Genomic DNA, 26,739 nt, shown 5'->3' with positions numbered 1-26,739 from the left:
AAGGAGAAATCTTCGTAAGTAACTCCGCAACGAGAATCCAATCTTTGTAGAGCTTCTCGCGAAGATTTCTCTCCCGAAGCCTCGGGATCGAAATGACAAACTGTATGTAAACTTTGTCTAAAAAACTTTGCGCCTCTGCTACTTTGTGAGATTCTTTTTTCAGACAAACTCTTGCATTATCTTATATAACTTATATGGTTCAAAATAGTTACAACACGATTTCTTCAAACAAACGACAAATTGTTTTCTCTAAATAAAATATCCAATAAATGAAAATAAATCTTTTACCTAAAAAAAGTAGCAAAGCTTCTATTTGGAGTGGCGGATTGACGTATGAATATGTGATCTATCCTAAAACCGCAATTTATGCTGATAGAGATTTTGCATTTAGAATAAGCAGCGCTACAATAGAACAAACACCCTCAGAGTTTACCAAATTTAAAGGCTATTATCGATATCTGGTTATGCTCGATAACAGCTTAGTGGTTGAGGTAAACAACGAAAAAAAGGCATATGAGAAGTATGAAATCATGGAATTTAATTCGGATGATGAGGTGACTTCTTATACAAAAGGCACTGATTTTAATTGGATGGTTTCTGAAAAAATATCCCATCATAAACTGAGCCTCACAAATCGCAATCAGAATTGTAATGCTCAAGTAATCATTTTATTTTCTTTAGATACAACAGTTATCACAATTAATGAAAAGCCGTATCATTTAGAAACCAATGATTTATTGGTTATTGAAAATGAGAAAAAGGAAAATATTATACTTCATTTCTCTACTGAATGTCTGTTTGGGATATTGGATTTCTAATTTTACCGCAAAGTTCGCAAAGGGTTACGCAAAGATTCGCAAAGTTTTTTTTACTAAATCTTTTTTAATCTCGGAAAGTCGCAGAGGCGCAAAGTTTTAGATAAAGTTCCATACCGTTTGTCATTTCGAGGAACGAGAAATCACACGCGTATATCGACAAAGATTGACGAAATACTTTGCGGAGTTTCTAGTGTGATTTCTCGTTCCTCGAAATGACAAAAAATGAGAATAAAACTTTGCGCCTCTGCGACTTTGCGAGATTTTCATAAAATGTTAAACGCACAGCAATGCGCATCTACAGTAAACCTCTGTCACTTTGTCTCTCTGCACCTTTGAACCTCAAAAACTAAGAAACTGTTCTCTTAATCTTTGAAAGAAATTCGTGCGAAACGCCCAAATACGAAGACAGATTCTTATTGTTAATCGAACTTACTTTTTGCGGGTAACGTTCTTTAAAATCGAGATAACGCTGTTTTGAGGTTTTATGCAGCACATCCAGAAGTCTTTGCTGAATGGCAACATTGGCACGTTCGATCATTAAAACATGAAACTTAATGAGTTTTGGAATTACAGCAAACAAATACGCTTTTTGCATTTTACTGATAACTACGATTTCGCTGTCTTCGATTGCTTTAATGTTATAGGTGGTTGGTTTTTGATGGTAAAAACTTTCCAGATCGCAAATCCATTCGTTCTCGAATGAAAAGAAGATTACGGTTTCTGTTCCGTTTTCGTTTACAATGTAGGTTTTAAACGAACCTTTCAAAATAAATCCTTCGTAACAGCTGTTTGAATTCTGGATTTGCAGAAATTGATTTTTTTTAAGTTTAACGAGTTCTGCTTTAGAGACAATAATATCCCATTCTTCGTCTGTGAGCGCAATTTTTCGCTCAATGTTTGTTCTTAGTAGGTTATACATCTTGTGGTTTTTGTGGTTTTTTGTGAGGTATAAATTTGTTTTTTCAACGCATTATTAATTAGGGGCTTAAATTAATGTAATCGATTACGTAAAAATACACATAAAATGCATTTTTGTAATTTTAGAAGTGTTAAAAAAACACATTTCGTAGATTTTTTTACAAAAGTTTGAACTTGTTCAACTTTTTTCCTACAAATAATATTGAGTTTTGCGCTGTTAAACTTTTATAAATAACCAAACTTAATTATGAACTTAAAATCAACACTTTCAATGTTCGCAGCAGCATTGATTTTCGGATTTACGGCATGTAATTCTGAAGAAATCGCTTCAAACTCAGAAGCTGGTATTCAACCAACAAACGAAACGATTGATGCATCTGCAACCAATCCGACTGGCAAAATCGGAAATTGCGCTGAGGTTCCCGGATGGGCTTCTCAAAACGGAGGCACAACAGGTGGAGGTTCTTCTGCCGAAACTACTGTTACAACCTACGCTCAACTAAAAGCAGCAATTGAAAACACTGCTGTAAAAGTGATTAAAGTTTCTGGAACAATCACGATTACTACAAGATTGTCATTTCAAGATCAGACCGGAAAAACGATTTATGGTGCAAGTGGTGCAAAATTGGTTTCGACAAACCAGACCAAAGATGCTTCTGGAATTATCAACATCAAAAGATGTAAAAACATCATTATCCGAAATCTAATTTTTGAAGGACCAGGCGCTTATGATACTGATGGATGGGATAATGCGATTTTGGATGAATGTACAAATGTTTGGGTGGATCACTGCGAATTTAGAGATGGTGTAGACGGAAACTTTGACATCAAAAATAAATCAGATTACATTTCGGTTACGTACTCTAAATTCCATTACCTAAAACCTCCAAAAGCGGGCGGTTCTGGAGGATCAGATGATCATAGATATTCAAATTTAATTGGTTCAAGCGACGGTGCAACTGCAGACCGCGGAAAATTAAGAATCACTTTTGCAAGATGCTGGTGGGCTCCTGGATGTAAAGAAAGAATGCCTAGAGTTCGTTTTGGACAAGTGCATATTGTAAACAGTTTCTTTAACAGCACCGTAAGCAATAAGTGTATTGCTGCAGGATTTGAAGCAAACATTCGCGTAGAAAGCAACGTATTTGAAGGCGTAAAAAATCCAATCGATTTAATGACAGGTTATACTGCGGTTACGGCTACAGATAATGTATTTACAAGTGTAACAGGAACTCAAGCTGGAAGCGGTACTGCTTTTACTCCGCCATATTCTATCGTGAAATTGGCTAAAACGGCTGTTAAAGCTGATATTTCTGCTAACGCAGGACCTACTTTGGGTGGTAATGTTTGTGGTTCTTTCTAAAAAGAATCACCCTTAAAATAAGTTATTTTTAGTTTTTGAACCACGGATTGCATTTCAATGCAGTTCGTGGTTTTTTATTTAACCGCAAAGGTCGCAAAGAATTTTATTTTAATAAAGCGCAAAAGTTCGCAAAACTTTGTGTAAAATCTTTGCGAACCTTAGCGTAATTCTTTGCGTACTTTGCGGTTAAAAAACCTTTGTTCCTTTGAACCTCTGCACCTTTGAACCTCTCCTTAAAGCACCAACTCTTCAAACAAACGTTGAACCGTTTTCTCCAAATCGGGAGTCAAACCGGGATGAGGTCTTGAAGTTTGTATTGCCGAACTTCTAATAGCCGTTAACCATCTAAAACGTTCTGGAATCTCAAATTCGGCTATTGGTCCGCCATCTTTGGTTCCGTTGGCAATTTTTACCAATGAAGTCAGATTGCATTCTAATTGTTCGATGTCGAAATCATTAGAAAGGGCTTGTATTTTTTCTTTATTTAAATGAAAAAGAACCTTTATAAATTTGGCTTTTTTGCAAAACAAAATGATTCCGATATTCAGGAATTCTTCACGCTCTACCTTTGGTACAACGCGAATCACAGCATATTCGTATAAGTTATTATCTTGCATTTTGAGCCTGATTTACAAATATTTCTGAATTCTCTAATCTTGTCTTTAAAAACTGCAAATAAACGTTTCGCAATCCTTCTGGAGTTTCGTCTGCATCTTCCCATTGCAGCCAATCTAGCGGAATTGTATTAACAATTTCTTCTAAAATTTCTGGGGTTAGAATCGCTTTAAACTCAGCATCAACTTCTTTTAACATTGAAGCTTGCGGTAATAAAACGTGATCTTTTATCAATGCAAACGGACTTTTAGCATGCTGTTCCCAATTATGCCAAGAATGATGAAAGTACAAACACGCACCGTGATCAATCAGCCATAATTCTTTATGCCAGATCAACATATTAGTGTTTCTGAAAGTTCTGTCAACATTGGTTATATAAGCGTCTAGCCAAACAATTTGCGAAGCTAATTTAGCATCAACTGTTGTTACAGCAGGATCAAAAGTAATGGCTCCAGATAAAAAGTGAAGCGCTAGATTTAAGCCTTGACTTCCCTGCAGTAAATCCTGAATTTCTTCGTCGGCTTCGGTTCTTCCGAAAGCTTCGTCTAGGTTTGCGAAAACTAATTCTGGCAATTGCAGTTTTAAGGCTTTAGCGATTTGTCCGCCAACTAATTCGGCGATTAAGGCTTTTACGCCGTGTCCGGCACCTCTAAATTTTAATACGTATTTAAAGTCGTCATCGGCTTCTGCTAAAGCGGGTAAAGAACCACCTTCGCGCAGTGGCGTTATATAACGCATTACGTTTACTGTTCTTAAGTCGAAATTTTTCATATTACAAACTTAAGGTTTTTGCCACGAAGACACAAAGACACAAAGTTTTTAATCTCGTAAAGTCGCAGAGTCGCAAAGTTATTATTCTCAAAGATTTATTCTCATTTTTTGTCATCCTGAGCGAAGTCGAAGGACTGCAAAGATATTCCTTAAAGTTAATTTCTTTGTCGAACCACTTGCACCCCTTCGACTTCGCTCAGGGTGACAATCGTTAAAAAAATTATCTAATTATTAAATTGGCACATTTCCTAATACAAGAAACGCTTTCCCTAAATACTTAATAATCGTAGAAGCCGTAAAAGATTCATAACCTGTTTTTGGCAAAGCTAAATCGGCTGTTAAACCGTGGAGATAGACACCCATTTTGGAAGCGTATTTGGGTTCATAACCTTGCGCTAAAAGACTAGTGAGGATTCCAGTTAGAACGTCGCCACTTCCTGCTGTTGCAAGTGCTGCATTTCCGCTTGTGTTTTCGTAGACAGAAGTTCTGTTGATAATGTATGTTGGTGCGCCTTTCATGACCACAATGACTTTGTATTTTTCTGAAAAAGCAACTGTTTTTTGGAATTTCTCGGCTTCAGAATTCCACTTTCCAATCAAACGTTCTAATTCTTTTGGATGAGGTGTTAGAATGGTATCTTCTGGAACCAATTCTAACCATGATAAATTTTCTGAGATAATATTTAAAGCATCTGCATCAAGAACCAAAGGCGCTTTATTGACTCTTAAAAATTCAAATAAAGCTTTTTGCGTTCCAAGTTCCTTTCCTATTCCTGGGCCGATTCCAACTGCTTGCGGAACTAATGGTAGATGAATATTGGTAATGAAATTTGTATTTTCATCTGTTACGCCCATTACCTCGGGAATAGAGATTTGAAGTATTTGATAACCGCATTTGGGTATAAAAGTCGTTACGAGTCCGCAGCCTGTTTTGAGGCAGGATTTTGAGGCTAAAACCGCCGCTCCTATCTTGCCGTAACTTCCCCCAATAATCACCGCATGACCTTGTATTCCTTTATGAGTTTGAGGATTTATAGGTTTGTATAATTTCTGAAATTCTTCTTTATTGATTAAATACGGTGATTTCATCTAAATGCTTTTATACAATAAAATTACATAAAAAATTGAAAACATGATTCTTCTTTTGAAACTGTTAGCCCTAGCCCTGATAGCAGCGGCATCTCCCGATTTAGAAAAACAAGGCTCTTTAGCCGTAGTTTTTGTTTATCGGGAATATAGCGGATAGCAGGAAATAGCTCCAAATTATTGCGAAATTTATAATTTAAGGTCTTTTAATTTGATATTTTTTGAATAGATTTGCAAAACAATTTTATAAAACAACACAATGAAAAATACTGCGCTTACGCACATACATGAAGGTTTAGGAGCGAAAATGCTTCCTTTTGCTGGTTACAATATGCCTATCACTTATGAAGGGGTTAATGCTGAACACGAAACGGTTCGTAATGGTGTGGGCGTTTTTGACGTTTCTCACATGGGTGAATTTTTATTGACGGGTCCAAATGCTTTGGTCTTGATTCAGAAAGTGACTTCAAACGATGCTTCTACTTTGACAATTGGAAGAGCACAATATTCTTGTCTTCCAAATAATGAAGGAGGAATCGTAGATGATTTGATTATTTATAAAATGAAAGAAGAAGAGTATTTACTGGTTGTAAATGCTTCTAATATTGAAAAAGACTGGAACTGGATTTCATCTCATAATGATTTAGGAGTTGATATGAAGAACCTTTCTGACGAATATTCTTTATTGGCAATTCAAGGGCCAAAAGCTGTTGAAGCTATGCAGTCGTTAACTTCTGTAGATTTGTCTGCGATTACATATTACCATTTTGAAGTGGCAGATTTTGCAGGTTTTAAAGATGTTATTATTTCTGCTACAGGTTATACTGGTTCTGGCGGATTTGAAATTTATTGCAAAAATGCGGATGCTGAGGCTATCTGGAACAAAGTATTTGAAGCTGGAGCTTCTTTTGGCATTAAACCAATTGGTCTTGCAGCGCGTGATACTTTGCGTTTAGAGATGGGATTCTGTCTTTACGGAAATGATATTAACGATACAACTTCTCCGCTTGAAGCTGGTTTAGGATGGATTACAAAATTTACTAAAGATTTTACTAATTCTGAAGCACTTAAAAAGCAAAAAGAAGCTGGTGTTACTAGAAAATTAATTGCTTTTGAAATGCAAGAACGTGCTGTGCCTAGACACGACTACGAAATTGTTGATGGTTCTGGAGCGGTAATCGGAATTGTAACTTCTGGAACAATGTCTCCTTCTATGAATAAAGGAATTGGTTTAGGATACGTAACAGTTGCAAACAGTGCTGTTGACAGCGATATTTTTATTAGAATCAGAAAAAATGACGTTCCTGCAAAAGTGGTTAAATTACCATTTTACAAGAAATAATTTTTGTCTTTATAGATTTAGAATGCGTTACGATTGTAACGCATTTTTTTTGCTGCAAAATAAGCAGATTCAGGTTAATTGATTTGATGGAGATTCGTTTAACGATTAAATGCTTTTTGTTGTCGATATTTTGAAAAAAATACTACAATTTGTAAAAAAATTAGTGTAACTTTAATCATGAACCATGAATTTCCATTTATGAAAAAGATTTCACTACTCCTTTTTTTGCTGACATCAACTATATCTTTTGGTCAAAACAGCGCAGAAACTTGTGAAATATTAAACAAAATAAATGCGCTTATTCAAGCTGAACATTTGAGACCCAAACCAGTTGATGACAGCTTATCTGTGTTCGTTTTTGACAATCTCATTAACGAACTTGACCCTTCTCGCAACATCTTTTTTAAGAGCGAATATGATGAATTGGCTCAGAAATACCGCTATAAATTAGATGATTTGATTCTAAAAAATGACTGTAGTTTTCTCACTGACATTAAGGCTCAGTACATAAATGGCCTTTTGCGAACCAAAAAAGTTTTAGAAAAAATTCAGACCATTCCGATTGATTACACTAAGAAAGATACGATCCGCTTTTATAAAAAATCTTTTGCTTTCTATTTGAAGAAAGAGGATTTAGAAAAAGTATGGATAAAAAAACTACGCTATCAAATCTTAGATGAAATTGCCGAAAAGAGTGAGAATCTGGATTCTTTAAAAACCAATTTTAAGTCTATTGAACAGGCTTCTAAAAATCAAATTCTAACTAACGAAATATGCCGTTTTAATTCACTAATAGACTCAAACACCAAACAAGAAGAGAAGCTATACAATTTCTTCTGTACCTATTTTGATCCACATACGGCTTATTTTAGCGATGATTCCAAAACTAGTTTTGTTGCTTCTTTATCAAAAGAACATTTGTCGCTTGGAATGACGGTTAACTTGAATGAAAAAAATGAAATTATTATTGATGAGGTTGATCCAAACGGACCAGCGTATCAGACAGGACAAGTAAAAAAAGGCGATCAGATTATTTCGATTTCTAATCAGAAAGAAACACTTCAGGTTTCTTGTGCTTCGTTGGAGTCTATATCGACCATGATTTTATCAGAAAGCAACAAACATATCACGCTTACTTTAAAACGCAATTCGGGCAAAAGCTTTGATGTCTATATTGAAAAACAAATGATGAAAGATGAAGAAAATTCTGTTTTCAGTTTCATTATTGGCAAAGACAGCAAAATTGGATATGTAAAAATTCCAAGTTTCTATGCAGATCTTGACGGTACTAGTAGAAAAGGCTGCGCCGACGACGTTGCTCGTGAGGTTATAAAACTGCAAAGAGATAGCATACAAGGTCTTGTTATTGACCTAATTGATAACGGCGGCGGTTCTATGGAAGAAGCTATAAAACTGGCTGGAATGTTTGTAGATTATGGTCCGCTTTCAATTGTAATTGACAGCAAAAAAGAAAAATCTGTAATTAACGATCCTTTTAAAGGTGTAATTTATCGAGGTCCGATTGTGGTTTTGGTCAACAGCAATACGGCTTCAGCAAGTGAATTTTTTGCTTCTATAATGCAAGATTACAATCGCGCGCTTTTGTTAGGAAGCACTACACTTGGAAAAGCTACCATGCAGACTATTCTTCCGCTTGACGAGGAAAAGAATACTGATTTCTTAAAAATCACAATCAATAAATTCTACCGAATTACAGGAAAAAGCCATCAATACATTGGGGTAAGACCAGATGTGGTATTGCCTGAATTTTACGAAGATGTATACCAAAGAGAAAGTGATTTTCCGACAGCCATAAAAAATGATAGCATAGAACCGTTTTTAAAATACAAGACGTATGTTAAGCGAAATTTGATAGATAAAATTGCTAAAAATAGTTCAGCAAGATTGTCAGACAATTATTTTTTCAATAATATTAAAAAGATAAATCTTAAAATAGATCAAATTGTTAACGCTCCAAAAGCGGAAATTCCGATGACATTAGATGCGGTTTTCAAACAGAAAAAGACATTAAACGCACTTTGGACAGAGATCAATACTTTTAATGACGAAAATAATCCGCTTGATGTGTACAATTCCAGTGTTAATCAGTTTCTTTTAGGCGCTTACCCAAATGATAAAACAATTAACCAATATCAAATGGATAATCTTAAAACAAATCCGTACCTCAACGAAGCTGTAAATATCATTAACGAATTTAACGGAGGGGCTAAATAGTTTTTTTTATAGATTCTAGGATACTGAGGTGCTAAGGTTCTAAGTTTTTATTACTGCAATCCCGATAGCTATCGGGAGCAAAGTTTTATTTATATAGCTTTGCGAACTTTTTTATTTTATAGCTTAATTTAAAAATTTCTTCGTGTGCTTTGCGTAAACCTTAGAGCACTTTGCGGTTAAATTCAATACAAACCAAGTAACTTGAAACCTGAAACTTGAAACAAAAAAGAACAATTTTGTTTTTGTAAAAATTAGGAAAACCGTATTTTTGCATCACAAAACTAAAAATTAGAAATGGGAAGAGCGTTCGAATTTAGAAAAGGAAGAAAAATGAAACGTTGGTCAGCAATGGCCAAAACATTTACCAGAATTGGTAAAGATATCGTAATGGCTGTTAAAGAAGGCGGACCAAACCCAGATGCCAATTCTAGATTAAGAGCTGTTATACAGAATGCAAAGGCCGCAAACATGCCTAAAGACAATGTGGAGCGCGCTATTAAAAATGCAAGTAATAAAGATACTGCCAACTATAAAGAAATTTTGTTTGAAGGATATGCTCCTCACGGAATTGCAATCTTAATTGAAACTGCTTCTGATAACAATAATAGAACTGTAGCTAACATTCGTAGTTATTTCAACAAATGCAACGGAACAATGGGAACTCAAGGTTCTGTTGAGTTTATGTTTGACCACACTTGCAACTTCAGAATTGCGAAAGATGGTATCGATGCAGAAGAATTAGAATTAGAATTAATTGATTTTGGTGCTGAAGAAGTTTTTGAAGACGAAGACGGAATCTTAATCTATGCTCCTTTTGGAAGCTTTGGTGCTTTACAGAAAGAATTAGAAAACAGAGGTCTTGAAATCCTTTCTTCTGGTTTTGAGCGTATTCCGCAAATCACTAAAGAATTGACTGAAGCTCAAATCGCTGACGTTGAGAAACTAATCGAGAAAATCGAAGAAGATGATGACGTTATGAACGTTTATCATACCATGAAAGAAGAATAGTCTTTCTATAAAATATATTTCAAAAGCTCTGGATTTTTCTGGGGCTTTTTTGTTTCACTTTTCAATAAGGCAAATCATCAACAGAAATATTGATAAAATCCGGTTCTGGAGTTATTTCAAACTGAACTGCCTTAATTTCTTCATGCCCTTCGAGCAAAGCTTTAATTATTCTATGCATTCCGTCCATTAAGCGTCCATCTGCACATAAAATAATTGGATATGTTAACTCTGCTTCCTGAACAAGTTTCATATGACTAAGGACATCAGCACAAGTTGGCAAATTGGTATTATGCTCGAACCAGTAAGGTTCATTTACTTCTTTTATATCACACAATAAAACACTTTTAACGATTAGTTTTTTAGACAATTCAATTAGTCGATGAACATCCCAGGCTTTTAGTCCTTGCTCGCTTTTCCGTAGGTTATATTGTTTTCTCATCATAATTAATTAAACATGCAATAAAGCAATTTATTACTACAAAATAAAAAATTAAGATAGATTTACATCCATTCAAATAAAAAATTATATTTGCTAATATCAGATATAAACTAACTTAAATCTTAATTTATGCAATCATCAAAATTTATGAAATTTGCTGTAATAGCACTTGTAATCTTATTTATTGTGATTAGTGTTATTAGCTAAAAAAAATACAAGTCTTTTGGTTTTCAGAAGACTTTTTTATTTGTTTGCATTATAAAATTCTCAAGGCCAACACAAAATGAAAGAGAAAATTGTTTTTCATGGTTTTATATTAATAATTTTTCTCATTTTCCTTCAGCGAATTGTCATTAATGTAATCTATACAAACGAAAATAATCTTGGCGAAGGCAAAATTTATGACAGTAGCTCTTACAAGAGAGGTGCTAATTCTGCCAGAACATATTCTTATTCCATTATAGGTAAAGATGGAATAAAATATGAAGATAGTGGCAATAGCGACACCAATCAATATGGTTTTTTAATTGGAGATCAAGTTGTGTTTAGAAAACTTCATAATGGAGATTCAAAAGCTGTCCGTATGATAAAACGAAATGGAGAACAAGTCCGGAATTATTATGGCTTTGTAGATTACGCCAGTTTTATTTCTGTGATACTTATAGTTCTTGGTTATATTTATATTCCTAAACTGCTGAAAACTTAAAGCCAAATTCTCTGAGCTAATTATGACCAAAATTTCAATTATAAAAAAAATACAATTAGGTGGTGGAACATCGCTTCCAATTGAAACTCCTGATTCTGAAGTACATTTTAATTTCTACTGCGGAAACGGACGAATAAAACATGAAGCTATTATTTCTTTTAAAACCTCTAGTTTCTTAAGTTCATTAATCAAAACTGGCGTGATAACCAATCAGGATTTAGCCCAAAACAATATTGTTAACTTAGAATATTTAGAAAATCCCAATACATCAATTTCATTTAGGTATCAAATTTGTAATTTTAAAGATTGTCAGAACACTTATCTTTTAATTTTTGATATTCATGAAAATAGAGGTTATTATGGCTTTTATATATATGGAGTTTTACAAATAGAAAATAATTTTTTATAAAATTAATTCTACTTACAAATCATTCGAGAAATCATTATTCGCGTAATAATAGTTTTTAAAAAACAAGAGCAAATCTTCTGTATCAATTGAAGATTTTTGTTTGTTTAATGTAGTACTGATAATATCATTATCCTCTATCTTTTCGATTTCCCAAATACCTCTTTCATTAATCAATAATAAAAAGATCCATTCGTTACGGTATTTAGAACAAAAAGTTATTCTTTCCTTTCCATCTCTATTTTTCTTATCTAAGTGGACAAAACCTGTAAAGCCAATCATTAAAAATTTTTCTTTTATTGTCATACTTATTTTAAAATATTAAAGATTTTAATACTAAAATAAAAAATACTCCGATAATTATTTGAATTCATTTTAAACTAAAATTAAACACTTCTAAAGATAACATTTCGATTATATTTGCAACACCTCAAATAAAATTTAAACTAAAAATGCAAACATCAAAAATCACCCGAATTGCTGTGGTAATACTAGTTCTTTTATTCTTAGTACTAAGTGTAATCAGCTGCAGTACACATACCCACACTCATACTTACACTCCTGCTCCATCAGGTAAAAAAATACCACCAGGACAAGCTAAAAAAATGAACGGAGATAAAAGTGCGAAAGCGTATGCTCCAGGTCAGCAGAAAAAGAGATAATTTACAAGCCTTCCAATATCCGGAGGGCTTTTTTTGAAAGAAAAGCAAAATTATTTTTTATTTGAATTAATGACCTTAATCAAATAAGTTCCTTCTGGCAAATCGCCAATATTAGAAGCGTTAGTTCCCATTATTTGTCTTCCCTGAGAGAAAACTTCAATAGTTTTACCACTTTTATTTGTTTCAACAGACACTGCAGCTGGTGGCGCAGATGGTTTTACAGGTGTTGCAACAGTCTTTTTAGATGCATTTGATGTTGTAGAATTTGAAACAGGCATGCTTTCCGCTACAGGTGCGCCACTTGGTTTAGAACTATTATATGCTTCTTTAACTTGTTCATCTGTCATGGCAACACTATACAATCTTAAATCGTCAATATCTGCGTTGATACTCGTTGAGGTGTTTAATTTCCCTAGATTTAAAATATAGCCTTTTGCCGAACGCTGAATACCTTCTGCAGATTTTAGCAATTCGCCATTACGGTAAATTTTTGAAACATTTCCGTCATAAGTTATACTATAAAAATACCAGACCTCTTTTAGTAATGGTACTGAAACTATTACATTATTTGTATCTCCCCAACCCACCAGACTCAAATCTGAATTGCTTCCAGATACAGGCTGTTGCACTAATCCGAAATATTGTCCATTTACTGCTGCACCGTATCCTAAAATGTAATTCGGAATATTGACTGCATTAAATTTTATCCAAATCGATATTGTTTTTGGCTTATTATCCTGCGGAAGATCTCCTACTACTGCCTGATAAGCTTTATTTGTAAGTCGCAAAGCACTTTTAGGACTTCCCATTCTGTCGTTTACAAAAACTGGAGCACCTAAAAAAGAAATGGTGTTATCGGCGCTGTTTAAATTTCCGTTGAAATTAAATTCCTGCACCGGATTTTGCGCATTAGCAGTTAAAAAATTTACAAACATTAAAGTGAGTAATATTTTTTTCATAATTATAGCTTTTATCAGAATAGTTTTGGATTAATGCAAATAGTATTTGATTTTAAAATTTAAACGATTAAGATTTACAATTTTAAAATTTCGTTTATTATTTTTAAAAAATCTGTTAAAACTATAATTAAAATTCAGCATATCCAAACCATTCCTACATAGAAATACACAATTCTCACAAAAATACTTTTATAGCTTGAATACCATTCTTTCAAATTGTTTTAAACTCAATCTAATTTGTCAGCAGTAATTGAAAACATTCAAAACACTAATTTTTTATAATTCTATCTCACATTGCATTTTTATTTCTAACTTTAATATTACAAGCTGTAAATCAAAGAAATAAACCCAAATATGAAGAAAACTATATTTCTATTTTTTCTTTTGTTTTTCTTAAAAATCAGTGCGCAAATTTCTGATACTCTTGTCTTAAAAAACAATGATATCATTGTTGGCGAAATAAAAACAATGAACAAAGGCATATTACAAATAGAAACCGATTACAGCAAAGAGGATTTTAAACTAGAATGGAAACATGTTAAAAGCATCACCTCTGATCGAATTTATATCATTAATCTTTCAAATGGAGATTTATTAAATGGGAAAATCAACAAAAACAAAACTCCTATTAAATGCGAAATCACCGATGTTGAATCGCAAACCAAAAGAATTGTTGATCTTGCTGATATTGTACGCATTAAACCTGTTGACGAAAATTTTTGGCATAGACTTGATGCTAGTTTCGACGCAGGAATCAAATTGACTAAAGCACAAAGTTTGCAGCAATTGACAATAAATGTAAATTTAGGCTACACTGCAAAAAAATGGTATGGAACTGCGACTTACAAGCAAATACAGTCCATACAAGATGATAGCGATCCAATACGTAGAATTGATACTGACTTAAGCTATATTCATCTACTTCCAAGAGATTATTTTGTTCCGTTATCTATTGTAACTTTAAAAAACACAGAGCAAGACATTGATCTTCGTGTTGTTTCGAAAGCAGGTTATGGAAAATATCTAATACATAGCAATAAAAAATATTGGGGAGTTGCTTCTGGATTATCTTTTAACCACGAACGTTTTACAGGAGTTACAGAAGCTAATAAAAGTTTGGAATTATTTATAGGCAGCGACCTAAATTTGTATGATATTGGAGATTTTAGTATCCAGTCTAAAGTGAATTTTTTTCCAAGTTTAACAGAAAGCAAAAGGATTCGTACTGATTTTTCAGTTGACACAAAATACGATTTGCCATTAGACTTTTTTATCAAATTGTCATTTGTCTATAACTACGACAACAAACCAAAGCCTGGGGCATCAAAAGATGATTATGTTTTCCAGACTACTTTTGGATGGAAATTAGATTAAAAAAAGCTTCCTGAACCCAGAAAGCTTTCCTTACTATTCCAAAAACTCAACTGCATAAGCAATAAAAAAACTAACATTTAAAAACTAAAAAACCTTTATTTAGAAGTAATTTTTTTTGACGGAGTACTGGTAATTTTTAATAAATAAGTCCCTTCAGGAAGATCGCTTATATTTGTTGCGTTGCTTCCCATTATTTTTTGCCCTTGCGAATAAACTTCTACCGTTTTTGCCGCTCCATTAACATCTCCAGAAGTAATTATTGCTTCGTTTGAAGTTTTTGCCTTTACGACATTTTTTACAGTTTTAGCTTCTACAGTAGCTACAGCTAATAAATTAGTTGCCTTAGCACTCTCATATAAGTCTTTTACCTGCTCTGGTGTTAAAGCTACATTATAGATTTTTAAATCGTCTATATCAGCATTTATTCCAACTATTGTATTGATTTCACCTAATCTAAAAATATTCCCATTAGTAGATCTAGCCATACCTTCCAGATACTTCAATAACTTACCATCTCGATATATTTTAGAAACAGTTCCTTCGTAAGTTATAGTGTAATTATACCAAACACTTTTTTCTAAAGGTGTAGATACAATAACATCGTTAGAAGCTCCCCAAGCCGCCAAACTCAAATCGGAGTTAGAAGTTGTTGTTCCTTGCTGTAATAAACCGCAATATTGAGCATTGAGAGGATTTCCGTAGCCCCAGATATAGTTTGCATTTGAAATATCATTGAATTTAACCCAAATACTAATTGTTCTTGAACTTTTTCCTTGAGGTAGATTATCGATTACAGCTTCTAAAGCTTTATTATTTAATCGCTGAGCTCCTTTTATAACTCCTGCTCTATCAGGCACAAAATTATTAGTACCAATGAATGAAATTGTATTTGCAGTATTATTTAAAGTTCCATTAAAGTTAAATTCCTGAATCGGTGTTTGCGCATTCGCATTCAAAAAACTTACAAACAACGCTGTTAGTAGTAATTTTTTCATAATAGTAGATTTTAGGGATTAAACAACTTTCGTTATCTTAACACCTCAAAACTAGACTATTATGCTTTTTACAAGAAAAATTTCCGATAAATTACCTAAAAACTCGTTAAAATAACGTTTTTTATGTTTTTTGGCGGTGAAATCATTTTTAAAAATTCATAAATACTTTTAAAACATTACACTAAAATCAAATAAAATTATAATTTCCTACGTATAAATACGGTATATTCAACAAAATAGTAAATTTTAACTTTTATAAGAAAGAGCAGAAAAGTTTTAGCACAAAAAAACTCCATTCGAAAACCGAATGGAGTTTTTATATTTTAAAAAAGCACTTAAAATTACTTTACGAATTCAATTTTTTGAGCTTCTTCTTCATTAACACTGTCAAAGAAACCTTGCTCGTTCATCCAGTCGTCGCTGAATACTTTACTCATGTAGCGAGAACCATGATCTGGGAAAATAGCAATAATATTACTTTCTTTTGTAAATTCTCCTTCTTCTGCATATTGTTTAATAGCCTGCATTACTGCTCCAGAAGTATAACCAACAAATAAACCTTCTTTTCTAGTAACCTCTCTAGCAGAATGAGCGCTTTCTTCGTCGGTTACTTTCATGAATTTATCAATAATATCAAAATCGGTAGCCGATGGAATTAAGTTTTTACCTAGACCTTCTATACGGTAAGGGTAAATTTCTTTACTATCGAATTCTCTCGTCTCATGGTATTTTTTCAATACAGATCCAAAAGCATCAACTCCTAAGATTCTAATATTTGGATTTTTTTCTTTTAAGAATTTTGCAGTACCAGAGATAGTTCCTCCTGTTCCGCTGCAAGCAATTAAGTGCGTAATTTGTCCTTTTGTTTGTTCCCAAATCTCTGGACCTGTAGTGTTGTAGTGAGCATCAATATTTAATTGATTGAAATATTGATTAATGTAAACTGAACCTTTTGTCTCTTCGTGCAAACGTTTTGCTACATTATAATAAGATCTTTCATCATCTGCAGAAACGTGAGCTGGACAAACGTACACTTTGGCACCTAAACTTCTCAACATGTCAATTTTATCCTTAGATGATTTTGAACTTACCGCCAAAATACAATTGTAACCTTTAATAATGCTTACCATTGCTAAACTAAATCCTGTATTACCAGAGGTTGTTTCAATAATGGTATCTCCCGGAGATAGAATTCCTTTTCTTTCAGCTTCTTCAATAATATATAATGCTATTCTATCTTTTGAGGAATGACCTGGGTTGAAAGCTTCTACCTTTGCGTAGAAATTTCCTTCTAACTCTTCGGTAATTTTATTTAGCTTAATAAGGGGGGTATTTCCTATTAACTCTAAAACATTATTATAAGCAGTTATTTCTTCTTTCATAAAAAAATAGTTAATCAAAGGCCTTTTTAAATTAACCTTGATAGGTTGCAAATTTAACAAAAAATTTCTAATTAGCTTTTAATTTTTTCTAAATCTAATAAAAAACTAAATTCCTTTGCTAAGTCTTTTAAAGCCTCAAAACGTCCCGAAGCCCCACCATGACCTGCATCCATATTGGTATCTAAAAACAAAAGTTTATTATTTGTTTTTAAATCTCTCAATTTTGCAACCCATTTAGCTGGCTCCCAGTATTGTACCTGCGAATCGTGCAATCCTGTAGATACATACATATTAGGATATTCTTGTGCTTTTACATTATCGTAAGGTGAATACGACAACATATAATCGTAATATTTTTTATTATTCGGGTTTCCCCATTCGTCATACTCTCCAGTTGTAAGCGGAATACTGTCGTCTAGCATCGTAGTAATTACATCTACAAAAGGCACCTGAGCGATAACGCCATTATACAATTCAGGAGCTTCATTTACGATTACTCCCATTAAAAGTCCGCCAGCAGATCCTCCTTCTGCATACAAATGTTCAGGAGAAGTGTACTTTTGGTCTATTACAAATTTAGAGCAATCAATGAAATCTGTAAAGGTATTTTTCTTTTTTAACAGTTTTCCGTCCTCATACCACTGTCTTCCTAAGTCCTCACCTCCTCTAATATGCGCTATAGCATAAACAAATCCGCGGTCTAGGAGCGATAATCTCGTTGAAGAAAAATACGTATCCATTGTAATTCCGTACGAACCATACGCATATAACAACAACGGATTTTTACTATTTTTCTCTAATCCTTTTCTGTAAACCATAGAAATAGGCACTTTAACCCCATCTCTCGCGGTTGCCCAAACTCGTTCCTCTATATAATTATTTTTATCAAATTTTCCTCCTAAAACTTCTTGTTCTTTTAAGATTTCTTTGGTTTTAGTCTTCATGTTAAAATCTATTATAGAAGACGGTGTCGCTAATGATTGATAGCTGTAACGCAAAATATCAGTATCAAAATCAACGTTGGTTGTCGTGTAAGCGTTGTAAGTTTCACTGCCAAAAGGAAGATAATAATCTGGTTCTCCGTTCCAAGGCATAATTCTAATATGATTCAATCCATTAGAACGTTCTTCTACAACTAAATAGTTTTTAAAGATCTCAATATCTTCCAATAATACATCTTCTCTATGTGGAATAAGGTCTACCCAGTTTTTCTTTCCTGTTTTGTTTTCAGGCGTTTTCATCAACTTAAAATTGGTCGCCTTATCTTTATTAGTCAAAACATAAAATGAATCTTCATAATGAGAAATACTATATTCTAATCCACGAACACGTGGCTGGAAAACAGCAAATTCACCATCGGGATTATCCGAATTTAAAATTCTATATTCCGTTGTCAAAGTGCTTCCAGAACCAATGACAATGTATTTTCTTGATTTTTCTTTACTGATAGACACATTAAAAGTATCATCAACTTCATCATAAACCAAAACATCATTTTCTGAACTAGTGTTTAATTTATGTCTAAAAACTTTATCGGCTCTTAAGGTCACCTGATCTTGCCTCACATAAAAAACAGTACTGTTGTCATTTGCCCAAACAGAAGCTCCTGTAACATTTTCTATTTTATCTGCTAAAACCTCTCCTGTTTCTAAGTTTTTAACTTGGATAGTGTAAATTCTTCTTCCTACAATATCCACTCCGAAACTAGCAAATTTGTTATCAGGACTAATGCTTAAACCTCCTAACTTGAAGTAAGCATGTCCTTTTGCCATTTCGTTACAGTTAAACAGAATTTCTTCTTCTGCAGAAAGACTTCCTTTTTTTCGAGCGAAAATCGGGTAATCTTGACCTGTTTCGAAACGTGTTATATAAAAATATCCGTTGTAGAAATAAGGAACAGAAGAATCGTCTTCTTTAATTCTTCCTTTCATTTCTTCAAACAGATTATCTTTTAATTGTTTCGTATGAGAAGTCATACTCTCGTAATAAACATTCTCCCGATTTAGATAATCAATAACTTCTGGATTTTCTCTGTTATTAAGCCAGAAATAGTTATCAATCCTAGTTTCTTTATGTTTTTTTAATGTTTTTGAAATTATTTTAGCCTTTGGGGCCGATATATCATTTTGCATTGATTGAGCATTAATTTTTAAATATGAAGACGCAAAAATAGCACAAACACAACAGAACAAAATTAATTTTTTCATAAAATATTCTATTGAATTAACACAGCAATATACTAATTTTGTCTGAAATAATTTAAAAAATCAACAAAAATGGATTTAATGGGAATGATGGGTAAACTTAAAGAAACCCAGCAAAAAATTGAAGATACAAAAAAGCGTTTAGATACTGTTTTGATTGATGAACAAAGCGCTGACGGATTATTAAAAGTTACTATTACAGCAAGCAGAAAAATAAAATCTCTTTCTATTGACGATTCTCTTTTAGAAGATAAAGAACAACTAGAAGATTACTTAATTGTAACTTTAAATAAAGCGATAGAAAAAGCAACAAGTGTAAACGAAAGAGAGTTAGATGCTGTAGCAAGAATGGATATGCCTTCTATTCCTGGAATGGATAATTTGTTTAAATAAGATTCAAAGGTACAGAGAGGCAAAGGTTCAAAGGTTTACTTTCTTTGTCATAAAAAAAAGAGGATGTTTTGCATCCTCTTTTTTTATCCTTTGACCCTCTGAACCTTTGTACCTTCCACTAAAACTTCGAAAGTGTCTCCAATACATAAGTATGCATTACTTCTTTATAATCTAAATGAGTAACAATACGGAGTTTATTATGTCCTAATGAACTTATCAGGATATTTTTCTGTTTTAATTTTTCAATTAATAATTGATCGCTGTAACCTTCTGCAAGCGAAAAAATTAAAATATTAGTTTCCACAGGTTCAATAGCCGAAATCCAAGGTTTTGTGCTTAAGATTTTTGCAATTTCTTTTGCTCTGCGGTGGTCTTCTGCCAATCTTTCGATATTATGAGCCAAAGCATACAATCCTGCAGCTGCCAAATATCCAACTTGACGCATTCCTCCACCCAATATCTTCCTGATTCTCAACGCTCTGTGAATATCAGCTTTACTTCCAAGCAGTACAGAACCAATTGGAGCTCCTAAACCTTTAGACAAACAAACCGAAATAGTATCGAAAATTGCCCCAAATTCTCTGGGATTCTGTCTTTTAGCCACTAATGCATTCCAAATTCGAGCTCCATCTAAGTGAAACTTCAAATTATGAGCATCACAGACTTTTTTTATCTCTCTTAAATCTTCCAATTCATAACAAGCTCCACCACCTTTATTGGTCGTATTTTCTACACAAACCAAACTGGTTAACGGACTATGATAAAACTCCGGATCGTTTATTGCGGCTTTTACTTGCGCAGCAGTTATCATTCCGCGATTTCCATCCAATAAACAGCAAGAAACACCGCTATTAAAAGAAACTCCTCCTCCTTCATAATGATAAACATGAGCATATTTATCTGCAATTAATTGTTCTCCAGGCTGCGTATGCAACTTAATTGCAGTCTGGTTTGCCATAGTTCCAGACGGAAAAAAAAGTCCAGCTTCCATACCAAAAAACTCTGCTGTTCTGTTCTCTAATTCAATCACCGTTGGGTCCTGTTTGTATACATCATCGCCGACATGAGCGTTAAACATATACTGAAGCATCTCATAAGTAGGCTTTGTTATGGTATCGCTGATTAAATTTATTTCCATATTCTAAAAACTATATCTTATTTTTGTATGCAAAATTACGTATTACAAATAGTTATTCTTGGCAAGTTTAATAAAATTTAACTCGCTCGTTTCTATAGACCAAATTAACGTAATAATTCTAAAAAACATATAAAAACCTATTAATTAATTTATGACAACAGCCGAACAAGTAAAAGGTATTGTGGAGCGCCTTGGTGCGTTGAGGAGGTATCTTTGACGTCGATGCTAAACTAATCGAGATTGCAAACGAAGAAGAAAAAACTTTCGCTCCTGATTTTTGGAACAATCCAAAAGAGGCAGAGAACATTGTAAAGAACCTTCGAAATAAGAAAAAATGGATTGAAGATTATGACAAAGCCGTATCACTTACAGAAGAATTACAGCTGGCTTATGATTTTTACAAAGAAGGAGAACTTACTGTAGACGAATTAGATGAACAATATGAAGCGGCACAAGCACATATTGAAAATATCGAATTCAAAAACATGCTTTCTGATGAAGGTGACAGTTTAAGTGCGGTAGTTCAAATTACTGCAGGAGCTGGTGGAACTGAAAGTTGCGATTGGGCAGGAATGCTGATGCGTATGTACATGATGTGGGGAGAAAGCTATGGTTACAAAATCAAAGAGCTTAACTTTCAAGAAGGCGACGTTGCCGGAATTAAAACCGTAACTTTAGAGTTCGAAGGAGATTACTCTTTCGGGTATTTAAAAGGAGAAAATGGTGTTCACCGTTTGGTTCGTATTTCGCCTTTTGACAGTAACGCAAAACGTCATACTTCTTTCGTATCGGTTTATGTTTATCCATTAGTTGATGATAGTATCGAAATCGACATTAATCCTGCCGATATCGAAATCACAACTTCTCGTTCGAGTGGTGCTGGTGGACAGAACGTAAATAAAGTTGAAACTAAAGTTCAGTTAGTTCACAAACCAACTGGAATTCAGATTCAATGTTCTGAAACGAGATCTCAACAAGACAACAGACAGCGTGCCATGCAAATGCTTCGTTCTCAGTTGTATGAAATCGAATTAAAGAAACAACAAGCGCAACGTGCTGATATCGAAGCTGGAAAAATGAAAATCGAATGGGGTTCGCAAATTCGTAATTACGTTATGCAACCTTATAAATTAGTAAAAGACGTTCGTACAGGTTACGAAACCAGTGATGTGGACGGTGTAATGAACGGAAATATCGATCCATTCCTTAAAGCCTATCTGATGATGATGGGACAGAAGGAAGAGGAGTAGTATTCAGTGGTCAGTATTCAGTGGCAGTGTTCAGTTTTTTTTAGTGTTCACTTGCAGTGAACTTGAAACCTAAAACTTTAAAACCAAAAAAGTTATGATAAAATGGGCAGATGTAATTCATTTTACAAATAAAGGAAATCCAGCTCCAGACAAAAGAGTGGAGAAAACGGATGAAGAATGGAAACAAATTCTAACTCCAGAAGAATTTCAGGTTACGCGTTTAAAGGGAACTGAAAGATCTTTTAGCTCAGAAATGTGCAGTTTGTTTGAACCTGGAATTTACGAATGTAAATGCTGTGGCACTTTGTTGTTTGATGCCAGCGAAAAGTTCGAATCTGGAACAGGATGGCCCTCTTTTACACAACCCGTAAAAGAAAATGCGGTTGGATATCACGCTGATAGATCTCACGGAATGATTCGTGTTGAAGTAACTTGTAATGTTTGCGATTCGCATTTAGGACACATTTTTCCTGATGGTCCACCTCCAAGTGGTTTACGCTACTGCATTAACGCAGTTTCTTTATCAAAAATCAAAGAATAATACATCAAAAAGCGGTTCATTAAAACGAATCGCTTTTTTTTATTAAACCCTCACTATAAATGATTTAACAAAACAAATGTAAGCGATAACCTAACAATTAAATTATTTATTTTCTATACTAACTTTCCAATTATTCTAAACAAAATACCCAAGCATATATTACTCAGTTTATTAAAAAACCCTCATTAAATTAATACACTGAATGTTAATTTTATAAAAATTACCATCTTATTTTAAACATTTATTAAGAAACGTAAAAAAATAATTAGGTAATTAAAATCTAATTCATTTTATTTGGCAAAAAATAACCCTTTAGTCGATTAAAATTTGTCAATGAGATCCTATTCAATTCAAGAAATTAGCGAAGTTATTAATGGTGTAATTTACGGCAGTACTTCACAAAGCGTAACTGCAACAGAACAATTAGAAAAAGCAACGACTTCGGAAATCTCATTTATCGGAAATAAAAAATACGAAAAATACTGGTCGACATCTAATGCTTCCATTGCAGTTGTAAACGAAGATATTTCAATAGAGCCTGGAGAGAACCGCGCTTTTATAAAAGTAAAAAATGCCGATTTGGCAATGTCACAAATCCTTGCCCTTTTTGCTCCCCCTGCCCCAATCTTTCATAACAACATTCATAAAACAGCCACTATAGACGAAACCGCTATAATTGGTGAAGGTGCTAAAATTGGCGCTGGCTGCTACATTGGCCCAAAAGTAGAAATTGGCGCTAATACCGTAGTTTATCCTAATGTGACCATTTTAGACGAATGTACAATCGGAAGAAACACGATTATCTGGTCTGGAACTGTTATTCGTGAACGTTGTCATATCGGAAGCGAATGCATTATTCACCCAAACGCAACAATTGGTGCAGATGGTTTTGGATTTCGTCCTTGTACAGAAAAAGGATTGGTAAAGATTCCGCAAATTGGAAATGTTATCATAGGAAATGGAGTTGAAATTGGCGCAAATTCTTGTGTGGACCGAGGAAAATTCAGCTCTACAATTCTTGGCGACGGATGCAAAATTGACAATTTAGTCCAGATTGGACATAATAGTAAATTAGGCAAGTTCTGCATTATGGCTGGAAACAGTGGTTTAGCAGGTTCTGTAACCTTAGGAAACGGAGTTATTATTGGCGGAAGCGCTTCTATAAAAGACCACACTACAATTGGAGATGGTGCCATAATTGGTGCCGGATCTGGCGTTACCGGAGATGTTCCTGCAGGAAAAACAATGCTTGGGTACCCTGCCGTTGAAGCTCGTGATGCTTTAAAACAATGGGCTTTGCTTAAACAAATGGTTTGTGGTCCTAAAAAATAATCTTAATTAAAAACCTTAATAAAGAAACATCCATTGAAGGGATGTTTTTTTATTTAATACTATTTCTTAATTCACAAAGCAACTCGTTTATTTCAATTGATTTTGTAAATTAGCCAACACTATTTTATCAAATCAATACTATACCATGGATTTAAACTTCAATAAAAACGAAGATCACAATAAATTACTTCTTTCTGAACTAAAACAAAAATTCGCAAAAGTAAAATTGGGCGGAGGCGAAAAAAGAATCGAAAAACTGCATGCTGAAGGAAAAATGACAGCTCGCGAAAGAATTGCCTATTTATTGGATGAAAATTCTAAAAGTATTGAAATTGGAGGTTTTGCCGGTGAAGGAATGTATCCAGAACACGGCGGATGCCCTTCGGGAGGTGTTGTGGTAAAAATTGGCTTCATCAGAGGAAAACAATGCATTGTAGTCGCCAATGATGCTACTGTAAAAGCTGGAGCTTGGTTTCCGATAACAGGAAAGAAAAACCTTCGCGCACAAGAAATCGCAATGGAAAACCGACTTCCAATTATTTATCTTGTGGATAGCGCAGGAGTTTATCTGCCAATGCAAGATGAAATTTTTCCTGATAAAGAACATTTCGGGCGTATCTTTAGAAACAATGCTCAAATGAGCAGTATGGGAATTACCCAAATTGCTGCCGTTATGGGAAGCTGTGTTGCTGGAGGTGCCTATCTGCCAATTATGAGCGACGAAGCTCTGATAGTTGACAAAACTGGAAGTATTTTTCTTGCTGGAAGTTATTTAGTAAAAGCTGCTATTGGAGAAACAATCGATAATGAAACTTTAGGTGGCGCAACAACACATTGCGAAATTTCAGGCGTTACCGATTATAAAGCCAAAGACGATAAAGATGCTTTAGATAAAATCAAAAATATTGTAGATAAAATTGGTGATTTTGATAAAGCAGGCTATAGCCGAATCAAATCGGAAAAACCGGCATTAGAACCAAATGACATTTACGGAATCCTTCCAAAAGCTAGAACCGAACAATACGATATGATGGAAATCATTAAGCGTCTGGTTGATAATTCAGAATTTGAAGCTTACAAAGAAGGTTACGGACAATCTCTCATTACAGGTTATGCCAGAATTGATGGCTGGGCTGTAGGGATTATTGCCAACCAAAGAAAAGTGGTCAAAACCAAAAAAGGAGAAATGCAGTTTGGCGGTGTTATTTATTCTGACAGTGCCGATAAAGCTACTCGTTTTATTGCCAATTGCAACCAGAAAAAAATTCCATTGGTGTTTTTACAAGATGTTACTGGTTTCATGGTAGGTTCAAAATCTGAACATGGCGGAATTATTAAAGACGGCGCCAAAATGGTAAATGCCGTAAGCAATTCAGTTGTTCCAAAATTTACAGTTATTGTCGGAAATTCATACGGAGCAGGAAACTATGCTATGTGTGGAAAAGCTTATGATCCTCGATTAATATTTGCTTGGCCAAGCGCAGAACTTGCTGTAATGGGTGGAACTCAAGCCGCAAAAGTATTAGCGCAAATTGAGGCTTCTTCGCTTAAAGCAAAAGGAGAAACTGTCGATGAAGCAAAAGAAACCGAATTATTCAATAAAATAAAAGCACGTTATGATGAGCAGACCTCTCCTTATTATGCCGCATCGAGACTTTGGACAGATGCCATCATAGATCCACTAGAAACTCGTAATTGGATTTCTATTGGAATTGAAGCGGCTAATCACGCTCCTATTCAAAAACCATTCAATTTGGGAGTCATTCAGGTCTAGCGATTTAAGAATTGGCAGCAAGACGTTAAATAAAAAGCAAAAAAACTATTTTTCATTCGTTAAAAATACACATATCACTAAAAATTAGTAACTTAGTGTATAATTTTTAATCACACAACATCATGGAAAATGTAAAAAGTTTGAATAAATGGGCGAATTCGCACACTTATTTACCAGTTGATTTAGTACGTATTGTTTTGGGTGGATTTTTATTTATGAAAGGTGTCTCTTTCGTCACCAATGTTCAATACCTGCATGATTTGATTTCCCCTATCGACAAGTATGGCGGAGGCATGTTTATGCTGCATTACATTGCTCCTGCCCACATGATTGGTGGTATAATGATTATTTTTGGGCTTTTGACCAGATGGGCAATCGCGGCTCAATTACCTATTTTATTTGGTGCCGTTCTTGTCAACTCTATGGGAAGAATGCATTCCGAAAGTTTAGTTTTAGCTATAGTCGTTTTATTAGTCTGCATATTCTTCCTGTTTTATGGAAGCGGTAAACATTCAGCAGATTATTATTTTAAAATGCAACAATAACCTCATAAGTCCTCAGTTAAGCTGAGGACTTTTTTTTGAGTGTTAATTAATTCTATAAAATTTCTTTAATTGCGTTTTATGACTTAAATTCGCCGACATGAATTGGATTCGTAAAACCGTTATTCTTATTACACTTATACTTGCAGGGTTGTTTGCTTATCAGGCAGACCAATCTTCTGTACACGTAATTGAGACGGAAAAATCTGATACCAATTTCTGCAAAGATATTCCTGATTCGTCTGCATTTATACAGCCACAAGGAAACTATCAGCTTGCGGCAAATATCAAAACAAATCCTACCGGAATAATTAAATGTTTTGACAGCCTTTTACCGCTTATTCCACAACATCAAACCGTTACACACACTACAGCATATACTAAACTCTTTAATACTCAAAGTAAAAAGGTTTTAGTCATACTCTATGCTTTCCATTTTTTCTGGTAAATAAATACTTGATTTTTCATTAGAAGATCTATTCTTCA

The 26,739-nt window shown here is 34.0% G+C and carries 27 protein-coding genes; 16 read left to right on the top strand and 11 right to left on the bottom strand.

What is annotated here, in order from left to right:
• The first annotated feature begins 269 nt into the window (after window positions 1–269).
• Window positions 270–818, top strand: a complete 549-nt coding sequence (locus JI750_RS10355; RefSeq protein WP_202001164.1) for a HutD family protein — start codon at window positions 270–272, stop codon at window positions 816–818.
• A 346-nt stretch (window positions 819–1,164) separates the two neighbouring features.
• On the opposite strand, the gene JI750_RS10350 is transcribed toward JI750_RS10355, so the two are convergent.
• Window positions 1,165–1,737 carry a Crp/Fnr family transcriptional regulator gene (locus tag JI750_RS10350; protein WP_202001161.1) on the bottom strand — a complete coding sequence of 191 codons (573 nt, stop codon included), beginning with the start codon at window positions 1,735–1,737 and terminating at the stop codon, window positions 1,165–1,167.
• Window positions 1,738–1,983: 246 nt separating this feature from the next.
• Here JI750_RS10350 and JI750_RS10345 point away from each other — a divergent pair, with 246 nt between their 5' ends.
• Window positions 1,984–3,099, top strand: coding sequence for a pectate lyase family protein (locus JI750_RS10345; RefSeq protein ID WP_202001158.1), 1,116 nt, complete (start codon window positions 1,984–1,986; stop codon window positions 3,097–3,099).
• A gap of 233 nt (window positions 3,100–3,332) precedes the next feature.
• Here the strand turns inward: JI750_RS10345 and JI750_RS10340 are convergent, their stop codons facing one another.
• The 3 genes from JI750_RS10340 to JI750_RS10330 form a co-directional block, all read right to left on the bottom strand.
• Window positions 3,333–3,716, bottom strand: coding sequence for a DUF3037 domain-containing protein (locus tag JI750_RS10340; RefSeq protein WP_202001155.1), 384 nt, complete (start codon window positions 3,714–3,716; stop codon window positions 3,333–3,335).
• Complete coding sequence (locus tag JI750_RS10335; protein WP_202001152.1) at window positions 3,706–4,485, bottom strand: HipA family kinase; 780 nt, start codon at window positions 4,483–4,485, stop codon at window positions 3,706–3,708. The genes JI750_RS10340 and JI750_RS10335 overlap by 11 nt, the downstream gene beginning before the upstream one ends.
• A 231-nt stretch (window positions 4,486–4,716) precedes the next feature.
• Complete coding sequence (locus JI750_RS10330) at window positions 4,717–5,574, bottom strand: NAD(P)H-hydrate dehydratase (protein ID WP_202001149.1); 858 nt, start codon at window positions 5,572–5,574, stop codon at window positions 4,717–4,719.
• A gap of 256 nt (window positions 5,575–5,830) precedes the next feature.
• Here JI750_RS10330 and gcvT point away from each other — a divergent pair, with 256 nt between their 5' ends.
• The 3 genes from gcvT to JI750_RS10315 all read left to right on the top strand — a co-directional run bounded on the left by gcvT (window position 5,831) and on the right by JI750_RS10315 (window position 10,156).
• The gene (gcvT, locus tag JI750_RS10325; RefSeq protein ID WP_202001146.1) at window positions 5,831–6,913 is read left to right on the top strand and encodes a glycine cleavage system aminomethyltransferase GcvT; all 1,083 of its coding nucleotides are present in this window, start codon (window positions 5,831–5,833) and stop codon (window positions 6,911–6,913) included.
• A gap of 198 nt (window positions 6,914–7,111) precedes the next feature.
• Window positions 7,112–9,148, top strand: a complete 2,037-nt coding sequence (locus tag JI750_RS10320) for a S41 family peptidase (RefSeq protein WP_202001144.1) — start codon at window positions 7,112–7,114, stop codon at window positions 9,146–9,148.
• 294 nt (window positions 9,149–9,442) lie between these two features.
• Window positions 9,443–10,156: a YebC/PmpR family DNA-binding transcriptional regulator gene (locus JI750_RS10315; protein ID WP_012024626.1), complete on the top strand. Its 714-nt coding sequence runs from the start codon at window positions 9,443–9,445 to the stop codon at window positions 10,154–10,156.
• 61 nt (window positions 10,157–10,217) lie between these two features.
• Here the strand turns inward: JI750_RS10315 and JI750_RS10310 are convergent, their stop codons facing one another.
• A complete protein-coding gene (locus JI750_RS10310) occupies window positions 10,218–10,490 on the bottom strand; it encodes a hypothetical protein (RefSeq protein ID WP_236673013.1) in 273 nt (90 codons plus the stop codon).
• 388 nt (window positions 10,491–10,878) lie between these two features.
• Between JI750_RS10310 and JI750_RS10305 the strand changes: the two genes are divergently transcribed.
• Window positions 10,879–11,301, top strand: a complete 423-nt coding sequence (locus tag JI750_RS10305; protein ID WP_177210129.1) for a hypothetical protein — start codon at window positions 10,879–10,881, stop codon at window positions 11,299–11,301.
• Window positions 11,302–11,323: 22 nt separating this feature from the next.
• Window positions 11,324–11,710 (top strand): hypothetical protein, encoded by a 387-nt coding sequence (locus tag JI750_RS10300; RefSeq protein ID WP_202001132.1) that lies wholly within the window; start codon window positions 11,324–11,326, stop codon window positions 11,708–11,710.
• A 12-nt stretch (window positions 11,711–11,722) separates the two neighbouring features.
• Here the strand turns inward: JI750_RS10300 and JI750_RS10295 are convergent, their stop codons facing one another.
• Window positions 11,723–12,013: a hypothetical protein gene (locus tag JI750_RS10295; RefSeq protein WP_202001128.1), complete on the bottom strand. Its 291-nt coding sequence runs from the start codon at window positions 12,011–12,013 to the stop codon at window positions 11,723–11,725.
• A 146-nt stretch (window positions 12,014–12,159) separates the two neighbouring features.
• Between JI750_RS10295 and JI750_RS10290 the strand changes: the two genes are divergently transcribed.
• Window positions 12,160–12,369, top strand: a complete 210-nt coding sequence (locus JI750_RS10290; protein ID WP_202001125.1) for a hypothetical protein — start codon at window positions 12,160–12,162, stop codon at window positions 12,367–12,369.
• Window positions 12,370–12,419: 50 nt separating this feature from the next.
• Here JI750_RS10290 and JI750_RS10285 read toward each other — a convergent pair whose 3' ends face one another.
• Window positions 12,420–13,328: a LamG domain-containing protein gene (locus JI750_RS10285; protein ID WP_236673012.1), complete on the bottom strand. Its 909-nt coding sequence runs from the start codon at window positions 13,326–13,328 to the stop codon at window positions 12,420–12,422.
• 354 nt (window positions 13,329–13,682) lie between these two features.
• Here JI750_RS10285 and JI750_RS10280 point away from each other — a divergent pair, with 354 nt between their 5' ends.
• A complete protein-coding gene (locus JI750_RS10280; protein WP_202001122.1) occupies window positions 13,683–14,702 on the top strand; it encodes a DUF481 domain-containing protein in 1,020 nt (339 codons plus the stop codon).
• A 95-nt stretch (window positions 14,703–14,797) separates the two neighbouring features.
• Here the strand turns inward: JI750_RS10280 and JI750_RS10275 are convergent, their stop codons facing one another.
• From JI750_RS10275 to JI750_RS10265, 3 genes are all read right to left on the bottom strand, one after another.
• On the bottom strand, window positions 14,798–15,697 hold the full coding sequence (locus JI750_RS10275) for a LamG-like jellyroll fold domain-containing protein (protein WP_202001117.1): 900 nt from the start codon (window positions 15,695–15,697) through the stop codon (window positions 14,798–14,800).
• A gap of 341 nt (window positions 15,698–16,038) precedes the next feature.
• Window positions 16,039–17,079 carry a cysteate synthase gene (capA, locus tag JI750_RS10270; RefSeq protein WP_202001114.1) on the bottom strand — a complete coding sequence of 347 codons (1,041 nt, stop codon included), beginning with the start codon at window positions 17,077–17,079 and terminating at the stop codon, window positions 16,039–16,041.
• 71 nt (window positions 17,080–17,150) lie between these two features.
• Window positions 17,151–19,286, bottom strand: coding sequence for a S9 family peptidase (locus JI750_RS10265; protein WP_202001111.1), 2,136 nt, complete (start codon window positions 19,284–19,286; stop codon window positions 17,151–17,153).
• A 69-nt stretch (window positions 19,287–19,355) separates the two neighbouring features.
• On the opposite strand from JI750_RS10265, the gene JI750_RS10260 reads away from it, so the two are divergent.
• Window positions 19,356–19,676 carry a YbaB/EbfC family nucleoid-associated protein gene (locus JI750_RS10260; RefSeq protein WP_008462685.1) on the top strand — a complete coding sequence of 107 codons (321 nt, stop codon included), beginning with the start codon at window positions 19,356–19,358 and terminating at the stop codon, window positions 19,674–19,676.
• Between the two features lie 118 nt (window positions 19,677–19,794).
• Here JI750_RS10260 and JI750_RS10255 read toward each other — a convergent pair whose 3' ends face one another.
• Complete coding sequence (locus JI750_RS10255; protein ID WP_202001109.1) at window positions 19,795–20,814, bottom strand: threonine aldolase family protein; 1,020 nt, start codon at window positions 20,812–20,814, stop codon at window positions 19,795–19,797.
• A gap of 151 nt (window positions 20,815–20,965) precedes the next feature.
• On the opposite strand from JI750_RS10255, the gene prfB reads away from it, so the two are divergent.
• The 6 genes from prfB to JI750_RS10225 all read left to right on the top strand — a co-directional run bounded on the left by prfB (window position 20,966) and on the right by JI750_RS10225 (window position 26,701).
• Window positions 20,966–22,064, top strand: a protein-coding gene (gene prfB, locus JI750_RS10250; protein WP_202001107.1) for a peptide chain release factor 2 whose coding sequence is annotated in 2 segments (ribosomal slippage) — window positions 20,966–21,028 and window positions 21,030–22,064 — 1,098 coding nt in all. Because the reading frame shifts where the segments join, the coding sequence is not laid out codon by codon here.
• A gap of 94 nt (window positions 22,065–22,158) precedes the next feature.
• Complete coding sequence (gene msrB / locus JI750_RS10245; RefSeq protein WP_202001105.1) at window positions 22,159–22,605, top strand: peptide-methionine (R)-S-oxide reductase MsrB; 447 nt, start codon at window positions 22,159–22,161, stop codon at window positions 22,603–22,605.
• Between the two features lie 333 nt (window positions 22,606–22,938).
• On the top strand, window positions 22,939–23,937 hold the full coding sequence (gene lpxD / locus JI750_RS10240; RefSeq protein WP_202001103.1) for a UDP-3-O-(3-hydroxymyristoyl)glucosamine N-acyltransferase: 999 nt from the start codon (window positions 22,939–22,941) through the stop codon (window positions 23,935–23,937).
• 145 nt (window positions 23,938–24,082) lie between these two features.
• Complete coding sequence (locus JI750_RS10235) at window positions 24,083–25,711, top strand: acyl-CoA carboxylase subunit beta (protein WP_202001101.1); 1,629 nt, start codon at window positions 24,083–24,085, stop codon at window positions 25,709–25,711.
• Window positions 25,712–25,833: 122 nt separating this feature from the next.
• Window positions 25,834–26,256: a DoxX family protein gene (locus tag JI750_RS10230; RefSeq protein WP_202001099.1), complete on the top strand. Its 423-nt coding sequence runs from the start codon at window positions 25,834–25,836 to the stop codon at window positions 26,254–26,256.
• Between the two features lie 97 nt (window positions 26,257–26,353).
• The gene (locus tag JI750_RS10225; RefSeq protein WP_202001097.1) at window positions 26,354–26,701 is read left to right on the top strand and encodes a hypothetical protein; all 348 of its coding nucleotides are present in this window, start codon (window positions 26,354–26,356) and stop codon (window positions 26,699–26,701) included.
• The last annotated feature ends 38 nt before the right edge of the window (window positions 26,702–26,739 follow it).

It is taken from the genome of Flavobacterium tagetis (genome assembly GCF_016735615.1).
Lineage (GTDB): Bacteria > Bacteroidota > Bacteroidia > Flavobacteriales > Flavobacteriaceae > Flavobacterium > Flavobacterium tagetis.
The sequence above is the reverse complement of the archived record's forward strand: the minus strand, read 5'-3'. Positions and strand labels throughout refer to the sequence as shown.